At 55.8% G+C, this 26,417-nt stretch carries 27 protein-coding genes; 10 read left to right on the forward strand and 17 right to left on the reverse strand.

Annotation, left to right across the window (positions count from 1 at the left end):
• Positions 1 to 31: 31 nt before the first annotated feature.
• Positions 32 to 1,189, reverse strand: coding sequence for a class I SAM-dependent methyltransferase (locus tag ACWWD9_RS13130; protein ID WP_455867255.1), 1,158 nt, complete (start codon positions 1,187 to 1,189; stop codon positions 32 to 34).
• Between the two features lie 48 nt (positions 1,190 to 1,237).
• On the opposite strand from ACWWD9_RS13130, the gene ACWWD9_RS13135 reads away from it, so the two are divergent.
• The 3 genes from ACWWD9_RS13135 to topA all read left to right on the forward strand — a co-directional run bounded on the left by ACWWD9_RS13135 (position 1,238) and on the right by topA (position 5,694).
• Positions 1,238 to 1,990 carry a pteridine reductase gene (locus ACWWD9_RS13135; RefSeq protein ID WP_013441074.1) on the forward strand — a complete coding sequence of 251 codons (753 nt, stop codon included), beginning with the start codon at positions 1,238 to 1,240 and terminating at the stop codon, positions 1,988 to 1,990.
• 40 nt (positions 1,991 to 2,030) lie between these two features.
• A complete protein-coding gene (gene ttcA / locus ACWWD9_RS13140) occupies positions 2,031 to 2,963 on the forward strand; it encodes a tRNA 2-thiocytidine(32) synthetase TtcA (RefSeq protein ID WP_041369889.1) in 933 nt (310 codons plus the stop codon).
• Between the two features lie 154 nt (positions 2,964 to 3,117).
• Positions 3,118 to 5,694: a type I DNA topoisomerase gene (topA, locus tag ACWWD9_RS13145; protein WP_455867256.1), complete on the forward strand. Its 2,577-nt coding sequence runs from the start codon at positions 3,118 to 3,120 to the stop codon at positions 5,692 to 5,694.
• Positions 5,695 to 5,926: 232 nt separating this feature from the next.
• Here topA and pbpG read toward each other — a convergent pair whose 3' ends face one another.
• Complete coding sequence (gene pbpG, locus ACWWD9_RS13150) at positions 5,927 to 6,919, reverse strand: D-alanyl-D-alanine endopeptidase (protein ID WP_015829233.1); 993 nt, start codon at positions 6,917 to 6,919, stop codon at positions 5,927 to 5,929.
• A gap of 200 nt (positions 6,920 to 7,119) precedes the next feature.
• On the opposite strand from pbpG, the gene gcvH reads away from it, so the two are divergent.
• A complete protein-coding gene (gene gcvH / locus ACWWD9_RS13155; protein ID WP_455867257.1) occupies positions 7,120 to 7,503 on the forward strand; it encodes a glycine cleavage system protein GcvH in 384 nt (127 codons plus the stop codon).
• 59 nt (positions 7,504 to 7,562) lie between these two features.
• Here the strand turns inward: gcvH and ACWWD9_RS13160 are convergent, their stop codons facing one another.
• From ACWWD9_RS13160 to ACWWD9_RS13170, 3 genes are read right to left on the reverse strand one after another with little or no spacing between them, the layout of a single operon-like run.
• Positions 7,563 to 7,949 carry a hypothetical protein gene (locus ACWWD9_RS13160; RefSeq protein WP_013441068.1) on the reverse strand — a complete coding sequence of 129 codons (387 nt, stop codon included), beginning with the start codon at positions 7,947 to 7,949 and terminating at the stop codon, positions 7,563 to 7,565.
• Positions 7,949 to 8,377, reverse strand: coding sequence for a DNA polymerase III subunit chi (locus ACWWD9_RS13165; RefSeq protein ID WP_455867258.1), 429 nt, complete (start codon positions 8,375 to 8,377; stop codon positions 7,949 to 7,951). The genes ACWWD9_RS13160 and ACWWD9_RS13165 overlap by 1 nt, the downstream gene beginning before the upstream one ends.
• 5 nt (positions 8,378 to 8,382) lie before the next feature.
• Positions 8,383 to 9,888 (reverse strand): leucyl aminopeptidase, encoded by a 1,506-nt coding sequence (locus ACWWD9_RS13170; protein ID WP_455867259.1) that lies wholly within the window; start codon positions 9,886 to 9,888, stop codon positions 8,383 to 8,385.
• Between the two features lie 93 nt (positions 9,889 to 9,981).
• Between ACWWD9_RS13170 and lptF the strand changes: the two genes are divergently transcribed.
• Together lptF and lptG are read left to right on the forward strand one after the other, a co-directional pair.
• Positions 9,982 to 11,082 (forward strand): LPS export ABC transporter permease LptF, encoded by a 1,101-nt coding sequence (lptF, locus tag ACWWD9_RS13175; RefSeq protein WP_015829230.1) that lies wholly within the window; start codon positions 9,982 to 9,984, stop codon positions 11,080 to 11,082.
• Complete coding sequence (gene lptG, locus ACWWD9_RS13180) at positions 11,079 to 12,149, forward strand: LPS export ABC transporter permease LptG (RefSeq protein ID WP_455867260.1); 1,071 nt, start codon at positions 11,079 to 11,081, stop codon at positions 12,147 to 12,149. Before lptF ends, lptG begins: the two co-directional genes overlap by 4 nt.
• 5 nt (positions 12,150 to 12,154) lie before the next feature.
• On the opposite strand, the gene ACWWD9_RS13185 is transcribed toward lptG, so the two are convergent.
• The 4 genes from ACWWD9_RS13185 to ACWWD9_RS13200 are packed head-to-tail and all read right to left on the reverse strand — an operon-like array spanning position 12,155 to position 14,003.
• On the reverse strand, positions 12,155 to 12,580 hold the full coding sequence (locus ACWWD9_RS13185) for an RDD family protein (protein WP_049821859.1): 426 nt from the start codon (positions 12,578 to 12,580) through the stop codon (positions 12,155 to 12,157).
• 33 nt (positions 12,581 to 12,613) lie between these two features.
• A complete protein-coding gene (locus ACWWD9_RS13190) occupies positions 12,614 to 13,060 on the reverse strand; it encodes a DUF3106 domain-containing protein (RefSeq protein ID WP_013441062.1) in 447 nt (148 codons plus the stop codon).
• The gene (locus ACWWD9_RS13195; RefSeq protein ID WP_455867261.1) at positions 13,036 to 13,410 is read right to left on the reverse strand and encodes a DUF3619 family protein; all 375 of its coding nucleotides are present in this window, start codon (positions 13,408 to 13,410) and stop codon (positions 13,036 to 13,038) included. Before ACWWD9_RS13195 ends, ACWWD9_RS13190 begins: the two co-directional genes overlap by 25 nt.
• The gene (locus ACWWD9_RS13200) at positions 13,407 to 14,003 is read right to left on the reverse strand and encodes an RNA polymerase sigma factor (protein WP_013441060.1); all 597 of its coding nucleotides are present in this window, start codon (positions 14,001 to 14,003) and stop codon (positions 13,407 to 13,409) included. The genes ACWWD9_RS13195 and ACWWD9_RS13200 overlap by 4 nt, the downstream gene beginning before the upstream one ends.
• A gap of 198 nt (positions 14,004 to 14,201) precedes the next feature.
• On the opposite strand from ACWWD9_RS13200, the gene ACWWD9_RS13205 reads away from it, so the two are divergent.
• Genes ACWWD9_RS13205 through ACWWD9_RS13215 form a run of 3 tightly spaced genes read left to right on the forward strand, consistent with a single transcriptional unit; the run spans position 14,202 to position 17,347 of the window.
• The gene (locus ACWWD9_RS13205; RefSeq protein ID WP_013441059.1) at positions 14,202 to 14,444 is read left to right on the forward strand and encodes a PP0621 family protein; all 243 of its coding nucleotides are present in this window, start codon (positions 14,202 to 14,204) and stop codon (positions 14,442 to 14,444) included.
• Positions 14,434 to 16,023, forward strand: coding sequence for a two-component system sensor histidine kinase NtrB (locus ACWWD9_RS13210; RefSeq protein ID WP_049821858.1), 1,590 nt, complete (start codon positions 14,434 to 14,436; stop codon positions 16,021 to 16,023). The genes ACWWD9_RS13205 and ACWWD9_RS13210 overlap by 11 nt, the downstream gene beginning before the upstream one ends.
• Positions 16,016 to 17,347, forward strand: coding sequence for a sigma-54-dependent transcriptional regulator (locus tag ACWWD9_RS13215; protein WP_041361924.1), 1,332 nt, complete (start codon positions 16,016 to 16,018; stop codon positions 17,345 to 17,347). The genes ACWWD9_RS13210 and ACWWD9_RS13215 overlap by 8 nt, the downstream gene beginning before the upstream one ends.
• Positions 17,348 to 17,438: 91 nt before the next feature.
• Here ACWWD9_RS13215 and ACWWD9_RS13220 read toward each other — a convergent pair whose 3' ends face one another.
• On the reverse strand, positions 17,439 to 18,440 hold the full coding sequence (locus ACWWD9_RS13220; RefSeq protein ID WP_013441056.1) for a sodium:calcium antiporter: 1,002 nt from the start codon (positions 18,438 to 18,440) through the stop codon (positions 17,439 to 17,441).
• Positions 18,441 to 18,535: 95 nt separating this feature from the next.
• Between ACWWD9_RS13220 and ampD the strand changes: the two genes are divergently transcribed.
• Positions 18,536 to 19,069: a 1,6-anhydro-N-acetylmuramyl-L-alanine amidase AmpD gene (gene ampD / locus ACWWD9_RS13225; protein ID WP_455867262.1), complete on the forward strand. Its 534-nt coding sequence runs from the start codon at positions 18,536 to 18,538 to the stop codon at positions 19,067 to 19,069.
• Positions 19,070 to 19,094: 25 nt separating this feature from the next.
• On the opposite strand, the gene ACWWD9_RS13230 is transcribed toward ampD, so the two are convergent.
• The 7 genes from ACWWD9_RS13230 to purM all read right to left on the reverse strand — a co-directional run bounded on the left by ACWWD9_RS13230 (position 19,095) and on the right by purM (position 26,400).
• Positions 19,095 to 20,024 carry a DMT family transporter gene (locus ACWWD9_RS13230; protein WP_455867263.1) on the reverse strand — a complete coding sequence of 310 codons (930 nt, stop codon included), beginning with the start codon at positions 20,022 to 20,024 and terminating at the stop codon, positions 19,095 to 19,097.
• Positions 20,025 to 20,278: 254 nt separating this feature from the next.
• Positions 20,279 to 20,728, reverse strand: coding sequence for an azurin (gene azu / locus ACWWD9_RS13235; protein WP_455867264.1), 450 nt, complete (start codon positions 20,726 to 20,728; stop codon positions 20,279 to 20,281).
• A 193-nt stretch (positions 20,729 to 20,921) separates the two neighbouring features.
• Complete coding sequence (locus ACWWD9_RS13240) at positions 20,922 to 22,151, reverse strand: dicarboxylate/amino acid:cation symporter (protein WP_455867265.1); 1,230 nt, start codon at positions 22,149 to 22,151, stop codon at positions 20,922 to 20,924.
• 143 nt (positions 22,152 to 22,294) lie between these two features.
• On the reverse strand, positions 22,295 to 23,593 hold the full coding sequence (locus ACWWD9_RS13245; RefSeq protein ID WP_455867266.1) for an RsmB/NOP family class I SAM-dependent RNA methyltransferase: 1,299 nt from the start codon (positions 23,591 to 23,593) through the stop codon (positions 22,295 to 22,297).
• A complete protein-coding gene (locus tag ACWWD9_RS13250) occupies positions 23,590 to 24,624 on the reverse strand; it encodes a DUF3108 domain-containing protein (RefSeq protein ID WP_455867267.1) in 1,035 nt (344 codons plus the stop codon). Before ACWWD9_RS13250 ends, ACWWD9_RS13245 begins: the two co-directional genes overlap by 4 nt.
• On the reverse strand, positions 24,614 to 25,318 hold the full coding sequence (locus ACWWD9_RS13255) for a DUF3108 domain-containing protein (RefSeq protein WP_455867268.1): 705 nt from the start codon (positions 25,316 to 25,318) through the stop codon (positions 24,614 to 24,616). Before ACWWD9_RS13255 ends, ACWWD9_RS13250 begins: the two co-directional genes overlap by 11 nt.
• 62 nt (positions 25,319 to 25,380) lie before the next feature.
• Positions 25,381 to 26,400 (reverse strand): phosphoribosylformylglycinamidine cyclo-ligase, encoded by a 1,020-nt coding sequence (gene purM / locus ACWWD9_RS13260; RefSeq protein WP_041369886.1) that lies wholly within the window; start codon positions 26,398 to 26,400, stop codon positions 25,381 to 25,383.
• Between the last annotated feature and the right edge of the window lie 17 nt (positions 26,401 to 26,417).

Consider the following 26,417-nt stretch of genomic DNA (forward strand, 5'->3'; position numbering starts at 1 on the left):
GGGGGCATGGCGCCCCAGCGGGAATTTGGGTTTACAAGGTATGCCGCTTGTCACCGCGGCCAAAGCCACGCAAAGGCTCATCAATACCACGCCCGACAGCGATCACCTTGAATAGCTCGCCCATCTCCGCCGGGGATAGCAGTTTCTGGGCAGACGAAGCAAGCGGTGCATATGCAGCGACATCATGCGGTGACACCTCGACAAGACACTCCGTAATGCCGCAGTTGATAAGGAATTGCGCCTGACTGGCATAGCCCATGACAGACAGCCCCTGCTGCATGGCAGATTCGGCAATCCGGGTGAAATCCACGTGCGCCGTAATATCCTGCAAGCCGGGGTATAAAAACGGATCCGTATGCGCATGGTGGCGATAGTGGCACATCAGCGTGCCTTGCTGGCGTTGTGGGTGGTAATACTCATGGCGAGGAAACCCATAATCAATCAGCAGCACGACACCACGCTGCAACATGCTGGCAAGGCTGGCTATCAAGCCGCCAGCGGCCATACAGATTTCGGTGGTGTAAGACTCAGGCAATCGAGTCTCGCGGAATGCGGCCTGAATAAGCGGATCAGCTGGCTGATCAACCCACTGAAACTCACCATCTGGCGCAAGCCCAACGCCCCGTTGCAACAGCCCATCGGCCTGCTGATGGAGAATATGCACGGGCAAGGCATCCAGCACTTCATTCCCCAGCACCAGGCCGGAAAATACCTCGGGCAGGCGATCCAGCCATTCCACGCGTTGCATCAAATGCGGGGGCAAAACTTTCTGCAAGTAATCCTTCTGCACCTGCCGCAAGTAAGCGCTTATCTCCAGAATGCGGTATTGTGATGGCAGCTGCTGCAGGCGATCCAGCTCCAGCAGCAAATCGGCCGCCAACCGGCCACTGCCGGCACCCAGCTCAAGCACATCCCCAGCAGTTGCAGACAGTATGTCGGCAGCCTGCGTGCCAAGGGTGCGGGCGAATAGCGGAGAAAGCTCGGGAGCCGTGACAAAATCTCCTGCCGGACCGAACTTTTTGGCCCCGGCACTGTAATACCCAAGGCTTGGTGCATACAGCACCAAATCCATGTATTGTGCAAAGTCCAGCCAGCCGCCCGCCTCTGCAATATGCCTGCCAATATGCAGCTTCAATTGCTGACTGTGGGCAGCCGCGTCGGCATCTGGTTTTGGTAATGAATTGATCATGATAGCTCGGCATTATAAACAGCACTGGGCACTATTTCGGAAACTGGCGTGAATTCAAATCTTAATGACAAAGTAGTACTGATTACCGGGGGAGCCAAGCGCGTAGGCGCCTCCATCTGCCGCCTGCTGCATGCCGGCGGGGCAAAGCTGATGATCCATTACCGCAGCTCGGCGAGCGAAGCCCGCGCCCTGCAATCCGAACTCAACCTGCAACGGCCAAATTCAGTCGCGATTATCCAGGCGGATCTGTTGAATATCGCGGTACTGCCCAGTCTTATTCAGGAAACGATCAAGCAGTTCGGCAAACTGGACGTGCTGATCAACAATGCCTCCAGCTATTACGCCACCGAGCTCGGCCAGATCAGCGAAGACGCCTGGACAGACCTTGTCGGCTCCAACCTCAAAGCACCGTTGTTCCTGTCGCAAGCGGCAGCGCCCGAGCTGCGCAAAAATAGCGGCTGCATTATCAACATTACCGACATGCATGTAGAACGGCCTAAGAAAGGCTACATCGTCTACAGCGTGGCCAAGGCAGGGCTGGTCACACTGACAAAATCGCTCGCGCATGAGCTGGGACCAGAAGTCCGCGTTAACGCCGTGGCGCCCGGCCCCGTGCTATGGCCGGAAGACAACCCGCAATTTGACGAGGTGTATCGACAACGCGTTATTTCGCAAACCCTGCTGAAGCGCATAGGCGAGGGGGACGATGTGGCCAAAGCCGTTCGCTTCCTGATTCAGGATGCACCTTTTGTCACCGGGCACGTGATGGCCATTGATGGTGGTCGCTCACTTAACCTGTGAGCCATGCATCAAATCCGGATGCATACTTTATAATAGCCGCATGAAACATTATCCCGACAACGTCTCCGCCAACTTCCTGAAGTTGCGCAACAGCCTGATCAGTGCCACTGGCAAAGCCATTGGCGATTACAACATGATTGAAGACGGCGACACCGTGCTGGTCTGCATGAGCGGCGGCAAGGATTCGCATGCCATGCTGATGCTGTTGCTGGCCCTGCAGGAACGCGCGCCAGTGGATTTCAAGCTGATCGCCATGAATCTGGATCAGAAGCAGCCCAACTTCCCGGAAGATGTCCTGCCAGCCTATCTGGAAAAGCTGGGCGTGGAGTACCGCATTGTCGAAGCCGACACCTATTCCATCGTCAAGGAAAAAATCCCCGAAGGCAAAACCACCTGCTCACTGTGCTCGCGCCTGCGTCGCGGCATTATTTACAGCACGGCAAAAGCCCTGGGCGCCAATAAAATTGCCCTGGGCCATCATCGCGACGATATTGTGCAGACCCTGTTTCTGAATATGTTCTTTGGCTCCAAGCTCAAAGCCATGCCGCCCAAACTCAGTACCAATCGCGGCGAATTCATGGTGATCCGCCCGCTGGCCTATTGTGCTGAAAAAGACATTGCCGCCTACGCCAGGGGCATGGAATTCCCGATTATTCCTTGCGACCTGTGCGGCTCGCAGGAAAATCTGCAACGCCAAAAAATCAAGGACATGCTGAATGCGTGGGAACGCGAACAGCCCGGCCGCATCAATAATATTTTCCGCGCCATTACCAATGTTGAGCCTTCACACCTGGCCGATACTGATCTATACGACTTCAAAGGCCTGACCAGCGCATCGCTGGAGGATGAGGACCCCTTGTTTGGCGACATCGCCAAGGAAGAGCAGCCCGCGCTTGCCATGGCTAGCCAGGAAGGTACCCGCATTGAGTTTCGCCGTCCGGAAAATCGATTGAGTGCCGACATCGAAGCTTGATCAGGGGTAAACCCGCCATTTTGCGCACTTGCCGAGGGCTAGATAAAAGTTGCAAAATAGTGGCGAGACAAGCCCTTGACACGCGACTTTCCTTGTCTAGTCACGGATTTACTCTTATTATCTGCCACTCTTGCCATCGTCTGCGCCCACGTCAATGTCCAAACTGCTGATTGTTGAATCACCATCAAAAGCCAAAACCCTGAAAAAATATCTGGGTAGCGACTTTGAGGTCCTTGCCTCTTATGGGCACGTGCGTGACCTGATTCCCAAGAACGGCGCGGTGGATCCGGAAAATGACTATGCCATGAAATACGAAGTCATCGACCGCAACTCCAAGCATGTCGATGCCATCGCCAAGGCAGTACGGGCTTCTGATGCCATTTACCTCGCAACTGACCCGGACCGCGAAGGTGAAGCTATTTCCTGGCATATTGCCGAAATCCTGAAAGACAAAAAGCTGATCAAGGACAAACTGATCAAGCGCGTGGTCTTTCATGAAATTACCAAAACCGCCGTGCAGAATGCGATTGCCAGCCCGCGCGATATCTCCATGCCGCTGGTCAACGCACAGCAGGCACGCCGCGCACTGGATTACCTGGTGGGCTTCAATCTGTCGCCCCTGCTATGGAAAAAAATTCGCCGTGGCCTTTCTGCTGGCCGCGTACAGAGTCCGGCCTTGCGCCTGATTGTCGAGCGCGAGCTTGAGATTGAGGCATTCAAGAGCCAGGAATACTGGACCATCCATCTGGAATCCAAGAAACATCAGCATCTGTTTGACGCACGCCTGGTGCAGCTGGATGGCAGCAAGGTCGAACAGTTTACGGTGACCAATGAAACGCAGCAGGCCGAAATCGTAGGCAAGCTGTTGCTCGCCAGCGCGGGCAAAACCACGGTCAGCCGTGTAGAGAAGAAACAGAAAAACCGCAGTCCGGCGGCGCCTTTCACGACGTCCACCCTGCAACAGGAAGCCGTGCGCAAACTGGGGTTCACCACCAGCCGCGCCATGCGCATTGCGCAGCAGCTGTATGAAGGTATTGATGTTGGTAACGGTACCGTGGGTCTGATCACCTACATGCGTACGGACAGCTTCAGCATGGCCGCCGAGGCCGTTATGCAGATTCGTGACTACATCAAGCGCAACTTCGAGCCTGACTATTTGCCGAAGTCGCCCATCATGTACAAAACCAAGGCCAAGAACGCCCAGGAAGCACACGAAGCGATACGTCCAACCGATATCACGCGCACACCGCAAAGCCTGAAAAACTACCTGACACCCGAGCAGTTCCGCCTTTATGAAATGATCTGGAAGCGCGCCCTTGCCTGTCAGATGGCACCTGCCAAGTTTGATGCCGTCAGCGTCGATCTGGCAGTGGGTTCGGATGCCAACCTGTTCCGCGCCACCGGTCAAACCATGATTTTTCCCGGCTTTATTGCCGTGTACATGGAAGGTCAGGACGATGCTGAGGAAGAAGCCGAAGCCAAGCTGCCGCACCTGGAAACTGGCGAAGTGCTGGACGTGAACAAGATTTTCGGCGACCAGCATTTCACTGAACCACCTCCGCGCTACTCTGAAGCGAGCCTGGTGAAGGTGCTGGAAGAATATGGCATTGGCCGCCCCTCCACCTACGCCAGCATTATCTCCACCCTGCAGGATAGAGAGTATGTACTGCTGGACAAGAAGCGCTTTACACCAACCGACGTGGGCCGCGTAGTCAATAAATTCCTGACCGAGCATTTCACTCGCTATGTGGATTACGGCTTTACCGCCAACCTCGAAAACGAGCTGGATGATATCGCCGAAGGCGAACGCGAGTGGGTGCCCGTGCTGGATGATTTCTGGCAAGGCTTTAACAAGCAGTTGCTGGAAAAAGCCAATATCGACCGCGCGGAAATCACGCAGGAAGATATAGGCGAGGCCTGCCCCAAGTGCGGCAAGCCATTGCACTCCCGCCTTGGCCGTTTCGGCAAGTTTATCGGCTGCTCCGGCTATCCGGAATGTGACTACATCCGCAATACGGGCAGCAACGCCGCCGCCAGCAGCGAGCCTGTGGTCATGGGCCACGATCCGGCAAGCGACAAGGATATCCTGCTACTGAACGGCCCTTACGGTCCTTATCTGCAACTGGGGCTGCCAGAAGAAGGCAGCAAAAAGAAACCCAAGCGCGTCAGCATCCCCAAAGAAATTCCTCTGGCGAATGTAGACCTGGAAGTCGCCATGAAGCTGATTGCCTTGCCGCGCGACCTGGGCCAACACCCAGAAACCGGCAAGAAGATTGTGGCCAACATCGGCCGCTTTGGGCCGTACGTTAATCACGATGGCAAGTTCAAGTCCATTCCTCGCTCGGACAGCGTGTTCGATATCGATCTGCCGCGCGCGGTCGAACTGCTGGCCCAAGCCAAATCCGGCCCGGCGCCACTCAAGGACCTAGGCAAGCACCCCACGGAAGACGGCAATATCGAAGTTTATGCGGGCCGCTACGGCCCCTATGTGCAGCATGGAAAATTGCGCGCCACCCTGCCCAGCAGCGAGGCACCGGAAGAGCTGACCATGGAAGAGGCTCTGGCACTGCTGGCAGCCAAAGCCGCCAAGGAAGCCCCGGCCAAGAAACCAGCTGCCAAGAAAAAAACCACCGCTGCTAAAAAACCAGCTGCAAAAACGGCAGCCAAAAAAACCACGGCCACCAAGAAACCGGCCACGCGTGCCAAGAAAACGGCTGTGACAGAAAGCTAAGGCCGAATCAGCAGCTACTCTCCCCAAGCGTTGGCGGAGGTAGCTGCCATGTCACATATCAACCTCTGCCTTTGAAAAAGGGCACGTTGCTCTGCTTCACCCCTCTCCCCCTCAATGCGCTAATACCCCTACTAATTTTTAGCCGTCCAGCAGCTTTTACCCAATAAAAAACCCCATCTTTCGATGGGGTTAGCCGGCACTACACAGCGGCTTTACGCCGCTCTTATAAACACTAGCTCATATGGCGAGAGACGTTGCTGCTCTCTATCCATTTACGAATACGTTGGGCATCACCAATACGTGAGTACTTGCCATAGGAATCCAGCAACACGATGATCATGGGCTGGCCAGCAATTTCCGCCTGCATCACCAGGCAACGGCCTGCCTCGTTGATAAAGCCGGTCTTGGAAAGGCCAATCACCCAATCACTGTTACGAACCAGCACATTGGTATTTACAAAGTTGATCGGGTTGCGCAAGCCATATACCGGGACTTCCTGAGAGGCAGACGTGCTGACCTGGCGGATTTCAGGGTATTGATACGCTGCGCGTACCATCTTGACCAGGTCTTCCGCCGTCGAGATGTTCGCACTGTTCAGACCGGTTGGATCAACAAACTGGCTATGCGCCATGCCCAGCATGGACGCCTTTGCATTCATGGCGCGAATAAAGGCAGTCAAGCCACCAGGGTAGTTGCGGCCCAGGGCCGATGCAGCACGATTTTCGGATGACATCAGCGCCAGATGCAGCATTTCGGCGCGCGTCAGCGTGGTTCCCAGACGCAAGCGTGAGCTGGTGCCTTTCAGGGTGTCCACATCGGCCTCGTTGATGGTCAGCAGCTCATCCATCGGCAGATGCGCATCCAGCATCACCATCGCTGTCATCAGTTTGGTAACGGATGCAATGGGCGTCGCCTGGTCCACGCTCTTGGCATACAGCACTTCCCCCGTTTCCTGATTGACAATCAGCGCCTTGGAAGACGCGAGTTGCAGGTTGGAAGGATGATCTTCCTGGAAAACACCGGGGTGGTATGCGGCTTTCTGGACCTGATATTTGCGATCAGCACGAATGGTGCGAATGATTTTGCGACTGCTTACTTTGGTTTTGGCAGGCTTGGACTTTGCTACAACACGCTTGGTAGACTTTTGTGTCGTAGCGGCTTCAACCACGAGGGGAGGCATGGACAGGGTGAACGCCGTCACCATAATAAGAAAATTTCGTAACATTGCGGCCTGTCCTTCTAAAACGATTAGCTGGATATTATCCAAATAATCACAATTTGTCATCAAGATAGCGAAGATTCTTTACGCGCTGGTTTAGCTGTATGGCGAGTTTTTCCAGCCTTGCAAAAATCCGCACGGCGGACCTGCCAGAGCCGGTCAGCTTATGCGAAAATAAGCCATATCTCATCTAACGGCGCGATCTCATGAAAATTAAGGACAATCTGCATTATTCTGCCGAACATCTCTGGGTCTCCCCTACGGAGCAAGCCGGGATTTTTAATGCAGGCATCACGGATTATGCGCAGGATCTGCTGGGCGATATTGTCTATGTCGAGGCGCCCCAGCCCGGGACTGAGCTTAAAGCAGGTCAGGCATGCGGGCTGGTTGAGTCCGTCAAGACTGGCTCAGACCTGCATGCACCGCTGGATGGCGTCGTGACTGCGATCAATGCCGATCTGCAAGGCACTCCTGAACTCATCAATGACAAACCTTATGAAGCCTGGATATTCCAGTTCAAGGCCGATAACGCAACCGATGTGGAGAAATTGCTGGATGCCGCTGGCTACGAGGCACAGCTAGGGCAGTAAGGACTGCGGCGCTGGCTTTCGCCATGTGGACAAGAAAACGGCCCCGTATGGGGCCGTTTCTATTCAGACTTATTGACAGCGAGGCTGATGAGTTTCAGCCTCACCTGCTCTGCCAATTCTTGCGTGAGCTTGTTTTGCAAACCCGGGATCAGTTGATCCAGGCTTTCCGTAAGCACTTTGTTGATCGTGGACCGTATCAGCGGCAGCATGTCGTCCAGCACAGCTTCATACGATGCAGTGGTGCTGGCACCCGGGATGGACAATGCCTGTTGCTGCATACTCTCCGGTTTCATTTGCACGGTGGACCCCACGTAGACATCTGTCAGCATGGGAATATCGGCCGTCTCCACCGGATCCACAGCCGGCACACCAGCCTGCTGTGTCAACAAGCTGATACGACCAAGCACAGCCGCCAGATCATCCCCTGGGCGATTAACCGGTTCCATCACAATGCCGCTCCATTTTCATCAAAGGTTCTAATTTCATAGCCACGGTCACGATAAAAGCGATACCTGACGCGTGCTTGTGCCTTATCGGCCTCATCCTTGCCCACAATCTCGATCAATCGGCGAAACCGGCTGAAAAACGGCGGGTGCTGATGCTGCAGGTTGATCAGCACATCGTCGTGTATTAGTGGCTCACCCTTAAAGTCCAGCACGATAGGGGTTTCCGGCGCCAGCGGATGCTGGGCTCGGCAATGCGGCACAAAACTCAGGGCCGACCCGCTCCATAACACGCGCTCCAGTTCGGAAAGCACCGCTTCGTCGGGGCCGAACACCATCATGCGGCGCCCTTTGGACACCGCACGCTGGCTAAGCTCGGCCACCTTGTCGAGCTTGTTGCCTACGTTAAAGAAAAATTCAATACGCGTCATGCGGATTACTTGGCAGCGCGTTTCACCAGAAACTCGGTCAGCAAGGGCACGGGGCGACCTGTGCCGCCTTTGTCCTTGCCAGACTTCCAGGCCGTACCGGCGATATCCAGGTGCGCCCACTCGTACTTTTTGGTGAAACGCGACAGGAAGCAGGCCGCGGTAATGCTGCCGCCTGCACGGCCACCGATATTCGCCATATCGGCAAAGTTGCTGTCCAGCTGTGGCTGGTAATCTTCCCACAGCGGCATGTGCCAGGCACGGTCATGCGCCGTTTCACCAGCGGCTAGCAGCTCTTGTGCCAGCTTGTCATTGTTGCTGAACAAACCACTGGCATGGTGACCCAGCGCGATCACGCAAGCACCGGTCAGGGTAGCGATATCGACCACGGCAGCTGGCTCAAAGCGTTCAGCATAGGTCAGCGCATCACACAGAATCAGGCGGCCTTCGGCATCGGTGTTCAATACCTCAATGGTCTGGCCAGACATGCTGGTCAATACATCACCGGGCTTGATGGCGGTGCCGTCCGGCATGTTTTCGCAGGTCGGGATTACGCCCACGACGTTCAGCGGCAAATCCATTTCTGCAATCGCCTTGAACGTACCCAACACACTGGCTGCGCCACACATGTCGTACTTCATTTCATCCATTTCAGCGCCAGGCTTGATCGAAATACCGCCGGTATCAAACGTGATGCCCTTACCAACCAGTACCACTGGTTTCTGGCTCTTCTTGCCCTTTTTGTGCTGCAGCACGATCAGCTTGGGTGGCTGCGCACTGCCTTGCGCCACACCGAGGAAAGAACCCATGCCCAGCTTGGCGATCTGGTCGCGATCCAGCACTTCCACCTGCAAGCCATATTGCTTGCCCATGGCTTTGGCTTGATCGGCCAGGTAAGTTGGCGTACATACATTGGGCGGCAGGTTGCCCAGATCCTTGGTCAGGCTCACACCTGCGGCCAATGCCAGGCCTTGCTTGAGACCGCTCTCGGCCAGCTTGCCTTCTGATTTTTCGATAAAAGCCACGGCGACCTTGGCAACACGCTTGGCAGATTTTGCCTTTTCTTCCTGCGCGGCCTTGCCCTTCATGACATCAAACCGATAATCCACGTCTTGCCCGATCTCGGCGATCTGAGCTGCCTTCCATGCTGCATCCTGCTTCTTCACCGGCAGATCGGCCATGTAAGTGCTGGCGGCCTTGACGCTGGTACCACTCAGCGCCTTGAAAGAAGCACGCACTGCCTGGCGATATTCGCGTTCCTTGAATTCAGTAGCCTTGCCCAGACCAACCAGCAATACGCGATCACTGGCGATACCCGGCACGCTATGCAACATCAGGGAGGAACCCAGCTTACCGTCGAGATCGCCGCGCGCCAGTACCGTGGTCAGATAACCTTCGGCAGCACGATCCAGCGCCACCGCGGCTTCACTCAGTTTGCGCGTATCAAATACACCCACGACGATGCAATCACTACGTTGCTTTTCCGGATTGCCGGTTTTTATGCTAAATTCCATTCCAAGTTATCCTTTTTATTAAGCTTCTTTTGATTATCCTGCGTTTTCGCTGTAACTCAAAATCCTTGATCACAAGACCATTTAATTAAGCCTATGCTCTTCAAACGATCCCTGCTGCAAGAGCTTGTGGGCACCGCCATTGGCGCTTTCCTGGTGCTGTTTGGCATCGTGATTGCGCAACGCGTTGCCTACTATATTGGCGTGGCCGCCAAAGGCAGCCTGGCAAGCGATGCCATCAATACTTTGTTGGGCTTCAGCATGCTGAAGTTCCTGCCGATGATTCTTTCCCTCACCATATTCCTGGCGGTGTTGCTGACACTGACACGCTGGCACCGCGATAGTGAAATGGTGGTCTGGTTCAGCTCGGGCATGGGCCTGGCTGGCTGGATACGCCCTGTGCTGACATTCGCCATCCCGGTAGTAGCCGTGATTGCGGTGCTGAGCCTGTTCGTCACGCCATGGGCCACCAATAAAGGTTCGGAATTCCGCGATCAGCTCAAAAGCCGCGACGAGCTCGCTTCCATCAGCCCAGGCGTCTTCAAGGAATCGCGCAACGCCGATCGCGTATTCTTTGTTGAGAGCTTTGACGAGCTGGGCAATGTCGTCAAAAACATTTTCGTACAATCAGTGCAGCATCAGCGCCTGGGCGTGGTCGTCGCTAGTCAGGGGCATCGCACTGTGGCTGACAATGGCGATAACTTCCTGGTGATGGAACATGGCCGCCGCTACGAAGGCAAACCGAATACGGCGGAATTTTCCACCACCGAGTTTGAGCGTTATTCCATCCGCATTGAACCCAACGAAGTGAAAGAAGAGCCGCCCGGCACCGCCGCCCTCGGCAGCGTGGAATTGCTGAAGAACCATAACCCCGCCAACAATGCCGAACTGCAATGGCGTCTCGCCATCCCGATCTCCGCATTCCTGCTGGTCTTGCTGGCCATTCCCCTGAGCTTTGTGGATAACCGCTCCGGCCGCTCCGCCAACATGATGCTGGCATTGCTGATCTACATCATCTACAACAACATGCTCAGCATAGTGCAGGCCTGGCTCACGCAAGGCAAACTCAATCCCGTTGTCGGGCTGTGGCCTGTGCATGTGTTCTTCCTGCTGCTGACCATCTGGATGTTTTATCGTCGCCTGCTGCAACGTCCACTGATACCGGCATTCTGGAAATTAAGCTGGTTCAAGTCATGAAACTGCTTAACCGTTACCTGACGCAGGAAATCGTTTCCAGCATCATGCTGATCATGGTGGCTTTGCTCGCCATGTTCTCGTTTTTTGATCTGATCCAGGAACTGGAAAGCATAGGCAAAGGCACCTATGGCTTGAACAAGGTGCTAATGTTTGTGCTGCTGAGCGCCCCAGGCCACGTTTATGAGGTGGTGCCCGTCGCCGTGCTTGTCGGCACCATGTATGCGCTGGGCCAGCTATCGCGACACTCTGAACTGATCATCCTGCGTGTCAGTGGCATCTCGATTGCGACCATTGCCCGCTCACTGCTGAAAGTCGGCCTGATTTTCGCTGTCATCACCTTCTTTGTCGGCGAATTTGTCACACCATATAGTGAAAAAACCGCACAGCGCCTGCGTATTCAGGCCACGGACTCTGTGGTGGCCCAGGATTTTCGCTCTGGTCTTTGGGTAAAGGATGGCCGCAGCTTCGTCAATGTGGAAGAAGTGATGCCGGATTCAGGACTCATGAATATTCACATTTATGAGTTTGATGACTCCTTCCATCTGCGTACGATCAGCGATGCCAAAACCGGTCGCTTTGATGGAGAAAACTGGCATCTGAAGGATGTGCAGCAAACACATTTTCTGGATAAAACCGTCAAATCCGAGTTTTTCCCGCAGGCGCAATGGCAATCGCTCATCCGCCCGGAGCTGCTGAATGTACTGCTGGTGGTGCCGGAAAAAATGTCCGCCTGGAACCTGTATTTCTATATCCACCACTTGAGCGCCAACAAGCAGAAAACCTCGCGGCATGAAATCGCTCTCTGGTCAAAAATGGTGTATCCGCTGGCTTCGCTGGTCATGGTCGTACTGGCACTGCCATTCGGCTTTTTGCAACAGCGCTCGGGAGGCGCCAGTGCCAAGATTTTTGCCGGGATCATGCTGGGGATTGTGTATCAGGTATTGAACCGGGTGTTTGTTCACCTGGGGCTGCTCAACGACTGGTCGCCGCTCATGAGTGCGGTGGTACCGACATTGCTTTTCCTGCTGGCTGGCCTGACCATGCTGTTCATGGCGGAGCGCCGTTAGCGGTTCTACTTGGCAGGCCGCTTGGGTGGCTCCAGTTGCAAACGGCACCCGGTCAGTCGGTCATGCAGATACAGGCCTTCCCGATCAAACAAGGCCCATAAAAACCCCACCCCGAAAAACACACTGGCGATGACATAGCGCAAGCAAGCCTGCCGCCAGTCCAATGCCCCACCCTCGCGATTGGTCACGCGAATGCGCCAGGTCTGCATCGCCAGCGTCTGTCCGCCATGCCGCCACGACCACACCAGATACCCACCCGCCACCAGCCATAAATATCCCTGCAGAATGTAGCGTGCCGGCGGCTCAGTTGCGCTGCCCAGCAGAATGACAAACAGAAAGGTAGCAAAAAACAGGATGGCCACCAGCAGCAAGGCCTCATAAAGCATGGCGGCAAGGCGGCGTGGCCAGCGGGGGGAATCAGGTAGCGTCATGAGCAAAGTGGGCCCGGCCAGATTTGGCGCGAGCTAGTTATCAAGTTCGTTGGCGTCGTAAAGATCGGGCTGATCGCGGCGCAAGCCTTCACGCTGAGCTTCAGGCAGGCTCTGGTATTCGCGCCATTTCTTGCGCAATTCTTCCTGCTTTTCGGGCGGCAAGGACTGGAACTGCTGGTATTTCTTGCGGGCATTCTCGCGCTCAAAGGGCGTCATGCGGCTCCAGTCGTTCAGGCGCTGTTGAACACGCGCCTGTTGCTGGGCGTTCATCTTGGGGTAATCACGGGCAATATCCAGCATTTTCTCGCGTTGCCAAGGGCGCAGGGTATCCCACTCCTTGGAAAGCGGATTCAATACCTTGCGTTGATCTTCCGTGAGCTGCGACCACTTCAACATCACGCTCTTGCTATCCTCTGCCCAGGCCTGCCCACTCAGCAGGACCAGCAGCAGCAAGCCTAGCGCGCGTTTTGTTGCAGCCATGTATCAAACCCTTTATCCAGATATGCTTCAGGCGGCAACTCAGACCCTAGCAGAAATGCATCGCCCTGCTCCAGCTGATGTTGGCCGATCACATGCTGCGTGACGATAAAACCGAGCACCAGCGCTCCCAGCAACAATGCCGCCGATGTCATCAGGCGATGATGCACGACATAATTGCCCAGGTTGTGAAATACACCATTGTGACCCGCAGCCTGCCATTGCGGCTGAATGGCCGACACGGCGCGCTCGCGGGCAGCAGCCAGACGGCGAATGACGTCTTCATCCAGGTCTTCGACACTGGCGTCCAGGGCTTGGACGACGAGTTTGACGGTAGATTGTTGCTGGTTCATGATCCGGCTCCAGGTTTCTTGAGTCCCTGTTGATTAAATCCATAGTGTTGTAGTGTTGCTGCAAGCGCATGCACTGCTCTGGAGCAATGGGTCTTGACGCTTCCCTCTGAGCATCCCATCGCGGCGGCAGTTTCGGCGACATCCATATCCTCCCAGTAACGCATCAGGAAAGCTTCCCGTTGACGTGCCGGCAGTTTTTCTATCGCGCGTTCAATTATAGCAATCGTTTGACTGCGCTCAAGCTGGGCCTCGGGCTCATCCTCGCTGCGCTGGCCGGTTTCCATGGTCTCCAGGGGGTCATGCTCATCGTCGTCATCTGCCGCGTGGCCGCCAAAGGAGGAAAGCAAGGAGGTCCAGAGATTGCGCACTTTCTGACGGCGCCAGAAATCGCGCATGGTGTTCTGCAGTATGCGCTGAAACAGCATGGGGAATTCTTCCACTGGCCGCGCGCCATACTTTTCAGATAGCTTGAGCATAGCATCTTGCACGATGTCGAGTGCAGCGTGCTCGTCACGCACGGCATAAGCCGTTTGCCGATAGGCGCGCCGTTCGACCTCGGCTAGAAAGGTTGAAAGTTCCTGAGCTGTTGCCATTTTCTATGCGGTTGCAGACATAATGTAGTGGGTACAGACGGGCATGGTCTTGAGATATAAAACAGCGCTCGAATGGGCCTGGGCCGCATTCACGGTCGCTCTTGGCCAATGCAGTATAACAGTTGAGTTTCGATCCTTGCCGTCGAATTGTAAAAATCAATTAAGATATTAGTCACTCAATCAGGTAGCAAATTCGCAATGGCAAAACTATTACTGCTCGTCGTGGCCGCATGGCTGGTTTACAGCATACTCAAGCGCTACGCAAAAAACCTGGATACCCGCGATACGCGGCCTTCTGGCGAAGAAAAAATGGTGAAATGCGCGCACTGCGGCGTGCATCTGCCACAGAGTGAAAGTGTGCGCATGGCGCAAACGGATTACTGCAGCCTGGCGCATGCCCAGCTGCACAGTCCCGATCAAACGCGCAATCATGAGCAGTAGCCCGGAAGCGTCGCCCATCATCGAGAAGCGCGCCTTCTGGCGGCCGATGGGATTGTTCAATCTTTACCGCCTGGTCATTGCCCTCATCTTTGTCTTGTCGTTCCAGTTTCTGGATGACCTCCCCTTCTGGGAAAACTTCAATAAGGCCCTGTATTTTCAGATCGCGCTGGGCTATCTCGGCGTCAGCCTGGTGGCGATTGTATTCACCGGCCTGAAGAAACCCGGCTTCTCAACCCAGCTGACCACGCTGGTGGTGATGGATATCGGCTTCATCATCATGCTGATGTTTGCCTCGGGCGGCATACGCAATGGCCTGGGGCTGCTGCTGGTAGTAGCGATTGCCGCCGCCAGCCTGATCAGCCGGGGACGGCTGGCCCTGTTTTATGCCTCGCTCGCCACCATCGCCCTCTTGCTTGAGCAAACCTATCAGTTGCTGCACTGGCAGGAAAGCATCGTCGATTACTCGCATGCCGTCATGCTGAGCCTCAGCTGTTATGCAACGGCCTGGCTGGCGCACAGTCTGGCCAAGCGTGCCCGCGAAAGTGAAAAACTGGCATCGGAACGTGGCGTCGACCTGGCAAGCATGGCGCAGATCAATGCGCTGATCATTGAGGAAATGCACGATGGGGTTCTGGTCGTCGACCATACGATGCAATTACGCCACCACAACCAGCAAGCCCTGACCCTGCTGGGATTGGACGCGGAGGCATCTGCACCGACCACTCTGCATGCCTTGCCGGAGGTTGCCGCCTTGATGCAGGACTGGATACATGATCACACCGGGCAGGAGTCGGTGTTCAAACTGCAAAGTGCGCATCATGACCTTCGCCTGCGTTTCATGCCGCTCAACCATGCGCGTGACCAGGGCGCTGTCATCTTTATTGAGGACTGGAGCCAGATCCAGACCCAGGCACATCAGATCAAACTGGCCGCCCTGGGCAAACTGACCGCCAACATCGCCCATGAAATCCGCAATCCCCTGAGTTCGATCAGCCACGCCAATCAGCTGCTACAGGAAGACATTACCGATCCCGGCTCGCAAAAGTTATTGCGCATCGTGGCCGATAATGTGGAAAGGCTGGATCACATTGTCACCGATGTACTGGAGTTGAACCGGCGCGACCGCACGCAACAGCAACCGGTGGCGCTGGATAGTTTTGTGCAGGCGTTTCATGAACAGTTCTGTCAGGTCGAAAACATCCCGCCCAGCGGCTTTGTGCTGGATATCCAGCCCGGCGCCCACGTCGTGATGTTTGACCACAGGCACCTCAACCAGATATTGTGGAACATCTGTCGTAATGGATGGCGCCACGGGCGAAAGCAGGAGGGAAGCCTGCACATGGGAATTCGCCGTTCGTCGCGTTCGCGCGCGATACGCATCGCCATTCGGGACGATGGGCCAGGCATTGCGCCTGATGTGATGCCACACTTGTTTGAACCCTTTTACACTACCGAGGCAACCGGAACCGGTCTGGGCCTGTATATCGCCCGCGAATTGTGTCAGGCCAACAATACGCGGCTGGAATGCAGCTCCACCCCGCAAGGCAGCCTCTTTACGATGACTATAAAAAATGGCTAACCCACTCAACTGCCTCGTCGTGGATGATGAACACGACATCCGCGAATTGATCGTCATGACACTGACACGCATGGGCCTCAAGGCCGATAGTGCAGCCAACCTGGACGATGCCAAATTCATGCTGCGGCAAAAATCCTACGCCCTGTGCCTGACCGATATGCGACTGCCCGACGGCAATGGGCTGGACCTGGTGCGCTATATCAACCAGCACCATGCCGGGTTGCCAGTCGCAGTGATTACCGCTTACGGCAGCGCCGATAACGCAGTCTCCGCACTTAAGGCAGGCGCCTTTGATTACATTACCAAGCCCATTTCGCTGCAACAACTGCGACCATTGGTGCAATCCGCGCTCAACCTGCCGAATGCGGCCGGTAATGTCAGCGGCCCCAGTCTGGTGGGGGAGTCCACGGCGCTGCAACAGATACGCGCCACCATCACCAAGCTTTCACGCAATCAGGCGCCCGTCTTCATCAGCGGAGAGGCCGGAACCGGAAAATCGCTGGTTGCGCGTCTTATCCATCAGTCCAGCTCGCGCCAGAGCGGCGCATTCATTACCCTGGACTGCAGCGCCATCCCCGAGCAGCAGCTGGAAAAAGAAATCTTTGGTGACGAAGATGAACCTGGCGCACTGCAGAAAGCCTCCGGTGGCACGCTTTTCTTCAAGGAGATTGCCGCCCTGCCGCTGGCCAGCCAGGTGCGCCTGCTGCGTGCCATTCAGGATAAATCGATTTCCATCCCCGGTCAGCGCAAGGAAGAAACCATCGATGTCCGCATCATCAGTGCTTCGCAGCGTAATCTGACCGCCATGATGGAGCGTGGGCAGTTTCGCCAGGACCTCTATTACCGGCTCAACGTGATCGCGCTGGACCTGCCCGCCCTGCGCGACATTCCCGAAGATATTGCCGCTATCAGCCAATACCTGCTCAAACGCCTGTGCCAGAGCCAGAAGATAGATGTTCCGCTGATCGCACGCGAAACCCAGCAAATGCTGTTACAGCACTATTACCCGGGCAATGTGCGGGAGCTGGAAACCATACTGGAACGTGCACTCACCTTGCATGATGGGCGCAGCCTGCAGCCCACTGACCTGCGCCTGCAAACCGAAAGCAAGCGGGTTGCGCTGGAAATTGAAGCCAATGGCCTGCCCCTGCCAGACTATCTGGAAAGCATAGAAAAGCAGGCGATTCTGAACGCGCTGGAAAGAACCGGCCATAACAAGACGGCTGCCGCCAAGTTGCTCGGCGTCAGCTTTCGCACCCTGCGCTATCGCCTTTCCAAGCTGGGTTTGGGTAAAGACAGCGATGGGGATGATGACGAGGATTAATCTGATCATCGCGCCAGCCTGCATTATTACCGCAGGCTGGCCGATTAAAGTGAGATGCTGAGTCAGGCGTGAACTCAGCCAATGTTGAAACTTAGAGCAACACGATGCCGAGGTAGATCAGGTACATCAGGCCATTGACCCACAGATGCCAGATCTTGATGCCCCCCCGTGCCACCAACACGCGCAGCCAGACGGCAGCCACCAGCGTAATCACCAAGCCGGATAACACTTCCACCCGAGGTTCCCACGGCGTGAGCATGATGCCGATAGCGGGCAACAAGGTACCCTGAAACACCATGGCGCCGGTGATATTGCCAAAAGCCAGTGTATCCTTGCCTTTGCGCACCCACAGGATGCTGTTCACCTTTTCAGGCAACTCAGTGGCAATAGGAATAATCAGCAGGGACAGCAACAGAGTCGATACCCCGATGATTTGCGCCGCCTCTTCCACTCCATGAATAAACCCTTTCGCCCCAGCCACCAGCAGCCCCAGACCCAAGACCAGCTGCAGCACGATCACGACCGTGTTATTGGGCAAGCCGATGCGGCACAGGAACATGGGCTCTTCAGCTTCGGTTCCATGCCCGCTGCTCACCAGATCCTTGGAAGCGCGTATCGTCAGCAGGATGTAAATGAAATAGATCAGCACCATGCCAAAACCCAGCGCACCACGGATAGCCGCCTGTGTATGCGGAATGAACAGGGCCAGCGCGGCAAACGAGAAGGCCACGATGAAAAAGTCGAGATCGCGCCTCAAGCCGGTTTTTTCCGGATGGAAACGGCCAAAGGCCCCGCGCTTCTTGAGCACGGCAAATGCCATCAGCGAGATGGACAGGGTTGCCAGCATCAAGGGCGCACCGAGAATGGCGCCTACGCCAATTTCTTCGTTGGTTTGCAGGTTTTGCGTGCCTGCCAGCAAGGCCAGCAAAGGCACGGAGGTTTCGGGCAAGGCCGTGCCGACAGCGGCAAACAATGAGCCGGTCACCCCTTCCGAAATCCCCAGCTTTTCCCCCAGATGCTCCAGCGCATTGGTAAACACCTCGGCTGCGATTAGAATCACAATCAGCATGAGGAACAATTCAAAAAACACCATGGTTATGCATCCATTTCTTCAGTATCGGTCAAGGTGCGTGGCCCGTGTGGCACGCGACAAGTTTCAGGATTTTATCGGATAACATGAACGCCAACATGACAGCGCTCGAAATTAACGCAGACGGCGTGCTGAATCAGGGGACTTTTATCCCCTCGCCCAACCATGACGCCCGGCCGGATGAGGCGGAGGTGAAGCTGATTGTGATCCACAATATCAGCCTGCCGCCGGGACAATACGGTGGAAACGGCATTATCGAACTATTCACCAATCAGCTGGATCCGACGGCACATCCGTATTACGCCGAGATTTATACGCTCAAGGTTTCCTCGCACTTTCTCATTCGCCGCGATGGTAGCGTGCTGCAGTTTGTTCCGTGTGGACTTCGCGCCTGGCATGCCGGGGTGTCGCAGTGGCAGGGACAGGAGCGCTGCAATGATTTTTCCGTAGGCATCGAGCTGGAAGGGTGCGATACCGATACCTTTACCGAAGCCCAATACGCGCAATTGCAGCAATTGATCGCCGCCCTTAAAAAGCGCTACCCGATTGCAGGCATTGCCGGGCATTCGGATATCGCCCCCGGTCGCAAAACCGATCCCGGCCCCGGCTTTGACTGGTCTCGGATCGCCTAGTCTCCCCTTCCCACGATTCCATCTCTCACGCCGGTGTGCGGCCCAGACTCACAGCCAGCACGCCAGCCATGACCAGCGCTGTACCGCCCAGCTGCAACCAGGTGATGTGTTCGCCAAGAAACACCCAGGCCAGAAAAATGGTCGATACCGGGCCGATGGAGCTGATAAGCGACGCGCGGTTGCTGCCCAGCCGCTGGATACCGATATTGAGCAACACTGCCGGCAACACCGTCGCCACCACCGCCATCAGCAAACTCAGCAGATAGACCTCACCAGGCAACTGCGACCAGCTCACTACATGCTGACTGCCGGCGTAATGCATGCCACTGGTGAAGGTCGCCACCAGCATGGTGTAAGCGGTAAAGCGCGAGGCACCAACCTGCGGAATCAACTTGCCGCTCAACACCAGATAAGCGGCATACAACACCGCACTGGCGAACACCAGCGCAGCCCCCATAAGGGTGGCATCCGCAGTTCCATGCACAAACTCGATATCATGCCCCACCACCAAACCGACGCCGGCATAGCCCGTAATCAGGGCAAAAAGCTCACGCCGGCCGATCGCCTGCCGGAACAGCAAGGCAGAAAACATCAACACGATGGTGGGGTAAAGAAACAGGATGATGCGCTCCAGGCCAGCGCTAACATAGGCGAGACCGGCAAAGTCCAGCCACATGGGGCCATAGCCGCCAATGGCACCTAGCCCCAGCACCGCCATCCATTGACGTGATGAAAGTGTTGCCAGGCTATTCTGCCTGGCAGACCACCACGCCAGGGCTGCAAAGAAGGGAATCGAAAACGCCATGCGCAGGGCAATCAGCGTGGCCGGATCCACCGGATACACATAGGCCAGCTTGACGATAATGGCCTTGGAGGACACTGCCACCGAGGCGAGCAATACCATGGCAATACCCGCCATGGGAGAAGAAAAGCGTGAACTGATAAACGTAGACATCGTGGGCCCAGGTTATGGGCTCAACGAGAATAGACAGTAGTCAACCGCGGAGAGCCCGCGGTTGCAAAAATTCAGGACAAATAGCAACCGCAGCACTGGGTGGCACGCAGCCACAGCGCTTTGCGGTTAATGACGGAAATGATCGCTATTTGTTTTTTCATGGAGGCGGCACTATACGGCCGTCGCTATCGCCAGGTCAAGGCCGGTGTGCATGGGAATGCCCCGGCCCTGAATTCAGCTTGGTGAATGGCTGATTAATTTACGAGCTTGACGCTGCCCTTCATCATGAAGGCATGGCCGGGGAAAGAGCAGAAGAACACATAATCCTGCCCATCCGCGAGCTTGCTGGCAGCAAACTTGACGCTGTCTTTTTCGCCGCCGCCGATGAGTTTGGTATGCGCAATCACGCGGGCATCGCCCGCCTTGACGTAATCATTCGCCGAGCCGGCAGCCGCGCCATCGGCAAGCACGCCTTTTTCATCACTGGCTTTGGCGAGCACCCAGTTGTGCCCCATCATGGCTTTGGCCATGGTGCCGGTATGCTTGAGATTGACGGTGAATTCCTTGCAGCTTTTGCTGACTTCGATGGCTTTGGTATTGAACTGCATGGCATCGTTGGCTTCGATATCCACACTACAGGCAGCGGCCATGGCATGACTGGATGCAAAGCCGATAACAAGCGCGAGAGAATGATATAAACGCATGGGTAATGTCCTTTTTACTGAGCTAAAGTAGGGAAATGTTGGCTTACAGCCCTGCTTTCTCTGCGGGACATCGCTGGCTAATGAGAATTATTATCATATAAAGCCATAAAAAATGCCAGCCTGGGTGTGGCTGGCATTTTCTGGAGAAGACTTACGATGCTATGGCGGCGGCATGGAGGCCAAGCAACACTGACTAGCGCTGCACCAGTTTTTGCACAATCAGGCTGCCCACCATATCGCCTTCCACATTGACGGCGGTGCGCAATGTATCCAGCAAGCGGTCTATGGGAAGCAAAATCGCGATGGCTTCTGCGGGCAAGCCTACCGACTGCAGCACCATCACCATGGTCACCATGCCTGCACTGGGGATGCCTGGTGCCCCCATGGCGGCGATCATGGCAGTAAAAAAGACCACCAGTTGCTGGCCCGTGCCCAGCTCGATGCCCGCCAAATGCGCAATAAACAAAGCGGCTGCCGCTTCATACAAGGCAGTGCCGTCCATATTGATGGTGGCGCCTAATGGCACGACAAACCCGGCGATCTCCGGTTTTACATGCAGCTTGTTTTCCACGCAGCGCAAGGTCACCGGTAAGGTCGCCGAACTTGAGCTGGTGGCAAAGGCGGTAATCAGCGCTTCGCGCGCGCCACGCCAGAAGCGCAAGGGCGTCACCCCCGTCACCAGGTACAGCAATAGCGGCAGAATGATGACACCGTGGATAAGCGTCGTCGCCACAATAAGCGTGACAAATTTCCCCATGGTCTGCAGAAGGCTCAGATCCTGATTGGCCACCAGCTGGGCCAGCAAGGCCATGATGCCCAGCGGCGCCAGATGCATGATCCAGCCGACAATGCGCATGACCAGCTCCTGGGCTTCCTGCAGCAGCTTGTGTATGTTCTGGTAGCGCTCGCCGCCCACCACCAGTGCGATCCCCATGAACAGGGCGAAAATCACCACAGCCAGCACCTTGCCATTGGCGAGTGCGGCAAACGGATTCATGAACAGCTCATGCAGAAATTGCTTGAAAAACTCGGGCATGGTCAGCCGGTGAGCTTCGAAATTCTGCATGGCATCCTGGAACATCGCCAAGTACATGCCCTCCCCCGGCTTGAAGATATTGCTCGCAGCCAACGCCAGCGCGATGGCCAGCGCCATGGACAATATGAAAAATCCCAAGGTGCTGGTCCACACCCGGTGTACCTGTCGATGCGCTTGCAGATTGGCGACGCCGACCACAATCGAGGTGAATACCAGCGGGATCAACACCATCTTGAGCAGGTCAATGAATACACTGCCGATGAGCCCAAGCGCATACAGCGATTGCACACGCAGCTCGCTATCCTGCGCGAGCGGGCTGATGGCCATGCCGATAAGCACGCCGATGGCGGCGCCAGTAAAAATCTGGGTGTTAAGACTAAGCTTCATCGAGACCTCGGAGTCAGGCAGCTAAGGGGTTGATACAAAGACATGCGGCCAAAAGCCGCATGAAATTACTTTACCGTAGCTACCTGACTCTGCCTAGCGCTGATTCGATGCGCGATGCCACCCGAATCAGCACTTCAGCAAGGTCAGGCGGCGGCGGGTTCCGAGCTCGCCGCCGCTTTTTCGAACACGGCAGCAAAGAAGCCATCGGTCTGATGCAGATGAGGCAATAGTTTCAGGTACTCACCAGTGTCCACTGGAATCTGCTGCTGGGCCAGGACTTCATTAGCAGGAATCAGCTTGAAATCAGGGTGCGCACCCAGGAATGCATCGGCGATGGCTTCGTTTTCATCCGAGAGCAGGCTGCAGGTGGCGTAAATCAGGCGGCCGCCCGCTTTTACCAGCTTGGCAGCACGCGCCAGAATAGAGGTTTGCTTGCCGGTGAGTTCCAGCACGTCCTGCGGGGTTTGCCGCCATTTGAGGTCAGGGTTGCGACGCAGGGTACCGAGGCCGCTGCAAGGCGCATCCACCAGCACGCGGTTAAACTTGCCGTTCAGGCGCTTCAATTTGGCATCCTGCTCGCTGCTGATCAGCTGGCTATGCAGGTTGGACAAGCCCGAGCGCTTGAGGCGCTGGCCCAGATTGGTCAGGCGTTTTTCGGATATATCAAATGCATACAGGCGACCGGTATTGCGCATCAGTGCGCCCATGGCAAGCGTCTTGCCACCCGCGCCTGCGCAGAGATCGGCAATCATCTCGCCACGACGTGGCGCTACCAGATGTGCGAGCAGCTGACTGCCTTCATCCTGCACTTCCACCTTGCCTTCGGTAAACAGAATATGCCGGCTGATGTTCAGGCGCTGCGGCAGACGTATACCGGTCGGCGAAAGCGGAGTCGGGACGATGGTGTCTTGGTTCAGCTGGGTATTTTCGCTGATGAATTTGGCCAGCACGTCTTCGCGCGTGGCTTTGATGGTATTCACGCGCAAATCCATCATGGCTTGCTGCTGCATGCTACGAGCAATAGTGAGCGCCTGCTCATCGCCATATTGGGCGCTGAGTTTTTCCCATAACCAATCCGGCATATCGGCCTGAATCGCCAGACTGAGATTGTCGGTATTTTTAGCCTTGATCTCCTGTGCCCACTCTTTCTGCTGGGTGTTGAGCGTGTCTTCCAGATCGCGCAGGCTCATGCCTTGTACTCGCACCAGCCAGGCCACCAGCAGCTTGCGCGGATCATCGCCATCGGCAAGGTAGGATAGCAGGCGCTTGCGACGCAGGACGCCATACACGGACTCGGCGACAAAGGCTCTTTCCTTGGTACCCAACTCGCGGTTGTTACGGAAAAAAGAGCCCAGCACGGCATCGGCCGGACCGGTGCCCGCGAGGATGTCAGCGAGCGCAGTACCTGCAAAGCGAAGTAATTGGGGATGGATGTTTTTCATTTCATGATATCGGTATTCAGCCTGGTCATAATCTGCTCAAGCACTGTACCGTCCTCGTCTGTTTTACGTATTTTAATAGGCAGGTAACGATAATCGACCGCCAGCCACAACTCGGTCTTTTCGTTACCAGTGGATTTTGCAATATGGAGAGCACGTATCTCGCCCATGCGGGTCTGCACCTGCTCTTCCCCTTCAAAACTATAGCTGTATGTCCGCAGGCGCTTGCCATTGGTGACTGCCACCTGCATCTGGGCCAGCGGATCCTGATACATGTATTGGTACATGAAGCTCAACAAGTCCTGCGTACCCGCTGGCAGGGCCTGCGTCACCAGTCCCTTGCTGCTTTGCATGGCAATCGTATGGTTATCCCAGTCCAGTTCGGCACGTTGGGCCTTGGCGTCGTTGTTGCCATACTGATAAAAAAAATGCTGCGGCTGCAAGCCGTGTTCCGTCACCAGGCCTTCACTGCGCTGCACCAGCTTGCCTGAGATAAACAGCGATGCCAGGCCCTGCGCTTCGGTTTCGCTGGTCAGGGTGTAGCGATTTTCGTCATGCACCTTGAAAAGCACATGGGTACGGCCCAAGGTGCCAGCCTGGCCACCGCGCTTGACCTCGTAATCCATTTCCACGTAATTCACGGGATCAGTCTTGGAAGGCTCCGGCAGGGCCTCGGTCACTTCTTCCGGTGGTTCGTTTTCCTCGATTACGGGGGTAGCGGCATCACCAGCCTCCGCAAGTATTGATGAAGCAGTCTCTGCTGGCGCCTCCACAGTGGGCGCAGCATCCTGCGGGGTCGCCGGCACGGCTGCCGGAGCCGCTTTTTTGGGTTTGGGCTTGATAGCCGGGGGCAATGGTTTGGGCAACGGTGCAGGCATCATCTCAACCTGCATGGTGCTGGGGGCAGAAGGCAAATCTGGTAGCCTTAAATCCAGCCCTCCCAGCAACACCACATGCAACAGCAATGAAATCAGCAGGGCCAGGACATAGCGGAGGTAATACTTGCGCTGAGGCTCGTCTTGCTTATTCCGCATGCACGCTGGTCAGAATCTGCTCGATTTTGGCACCTTTGTCATCGCGCATTTCCAGACGGACCGGCAGGTGATGACGGTCCGTCGCCAACCAGAATTCCTTGCCGTCCTCGCCCTCCGGCGTGGCATCGACCAAGTGCAGTGTCTTGAAATGGCCGCCAGGCAGATCAAGCGGGACATCGCGCTCCGTCACCCGGTAGTGATAACTGCGCAGCTTTTTGCCTGTTGTCACCGGCATATTCACATCCTCACCCACTGGAGGACGGAACATGAACTGGTAAATGAAACTGGCCAGATCCTGGGCACCTGGCTCAAGCGGCGCGATAACGGTCTTGCCCTTCACCTGCATATTGAGCTGGTTCTGCGCCCAGTCGAAATCTGTCAGCAAGGATTTTTTATCGTTGTCACCTTGATGCAGCTCAAAATGGCTGGGCTTGAGCCCTTGCTCGGTAACTTCACCCTCACTCAACAGGCGGCGCTTGCCAAACAAGGCGTACACACCTATGCCCTGCGTTACGCTCTCAATGCGGTAGCGGCCATTTTCCTGACGAAAAGTCTCAGTCACCGTGGCGAATGGCTGGCCATTGCGGGTGGCTTCATACACCAGCTCCACCTGGCGCGGCGCGGCGTGCACAAGCGACGCGGCCAGCAGGCAACAAGCCGTGAGTATGGAATTGCGTAAGGAAAGATAGCGCATGATGTTCTACTTGAAGTAAACGATGTCCATGTGACGATAGTCGCTGGTTTTCGTTCCGGCGACTACACCACCACCGTAGGCGCTTCGTCAGGCTGCTGCGCACGAATCTGGCCAATCTGCCATACCTGCTCACCTGCATCTGCCAGCAGCTTGATTGCCTCTGGCGCCTGAGCGGCTGACACAATCACCACCATGCCAATGCCACAGTTGAAAGTACGGTACATCTCGTCATCAGCCACGTTGCCTTGTGCCTGCAGCCATTGGAACAAAGGCGGCAGAGTCCAGCTGTCGCGGCGGACTTCAGCGGTCAGGCCGGCAGGCAATACGCGCGGAATATTTTCCGTGATGCCGCCACCGGTAATGTGGGCCATGCCCTTCACCGGCATGGCAGCCAGCAACTTGAGCAGGGATTTGACGTAAATACGGGTAGGCGCCATCACCACATCGCGGAAAGGCTTGCCATGGAAATCGCTATCCATATCAATGCCGGATTTTTCGATCAGCTTGCGGATCAGCGAGTAACCGTTGGAATGCGCACCACTGGATGCCAGACCCAGCACAACATCACCCGCCGCAATGGTAGTACCGTCAATAATGGCTTCCTTGTCGACTGCACCGACGGCAAACCCGGCGAGGTCATATTCACCGGCGGGATACATGCCAGGCATTTCAGCGGTTTCGCCGCCCACCAGCGCACAGCCGGCCTGTTCACAGCCCAGCGCGATGCCCTTGATCACCTGGGCAGCCACACCGACTTCGAGCTTGCCACAGGCAAAGTAATCCAGGAAAAACAGGGGCTCAGCGCCTTGCACCAGAATATCGTTCACGCTCATGGCCACCAGATCGATACCCACAGTGTCGTGTTTGTTCAGCTGAAATGCCAGCTTGAGCTTGGTGCCTACGCCATCCGTACCGGAAACCAGCACGGGATTTTTGAATTTTTTCGGGACTTCGAACAGCGAGCCGAATCCGCCAATTCCGCCCAAAACCTCGGGGCGCATGGTACGCTTGGCAAACGGTTTGATCTCCTCGACCAGCGCATCGCCGGCTTCGATATCGACACCGGCGTCGCGATAGCTCATTGAAGTTGGTGCGGCAC

The sequence above is a fragment of the Methylovorus sp. SPW-M1 genome, from assembly GCF_053848825.1.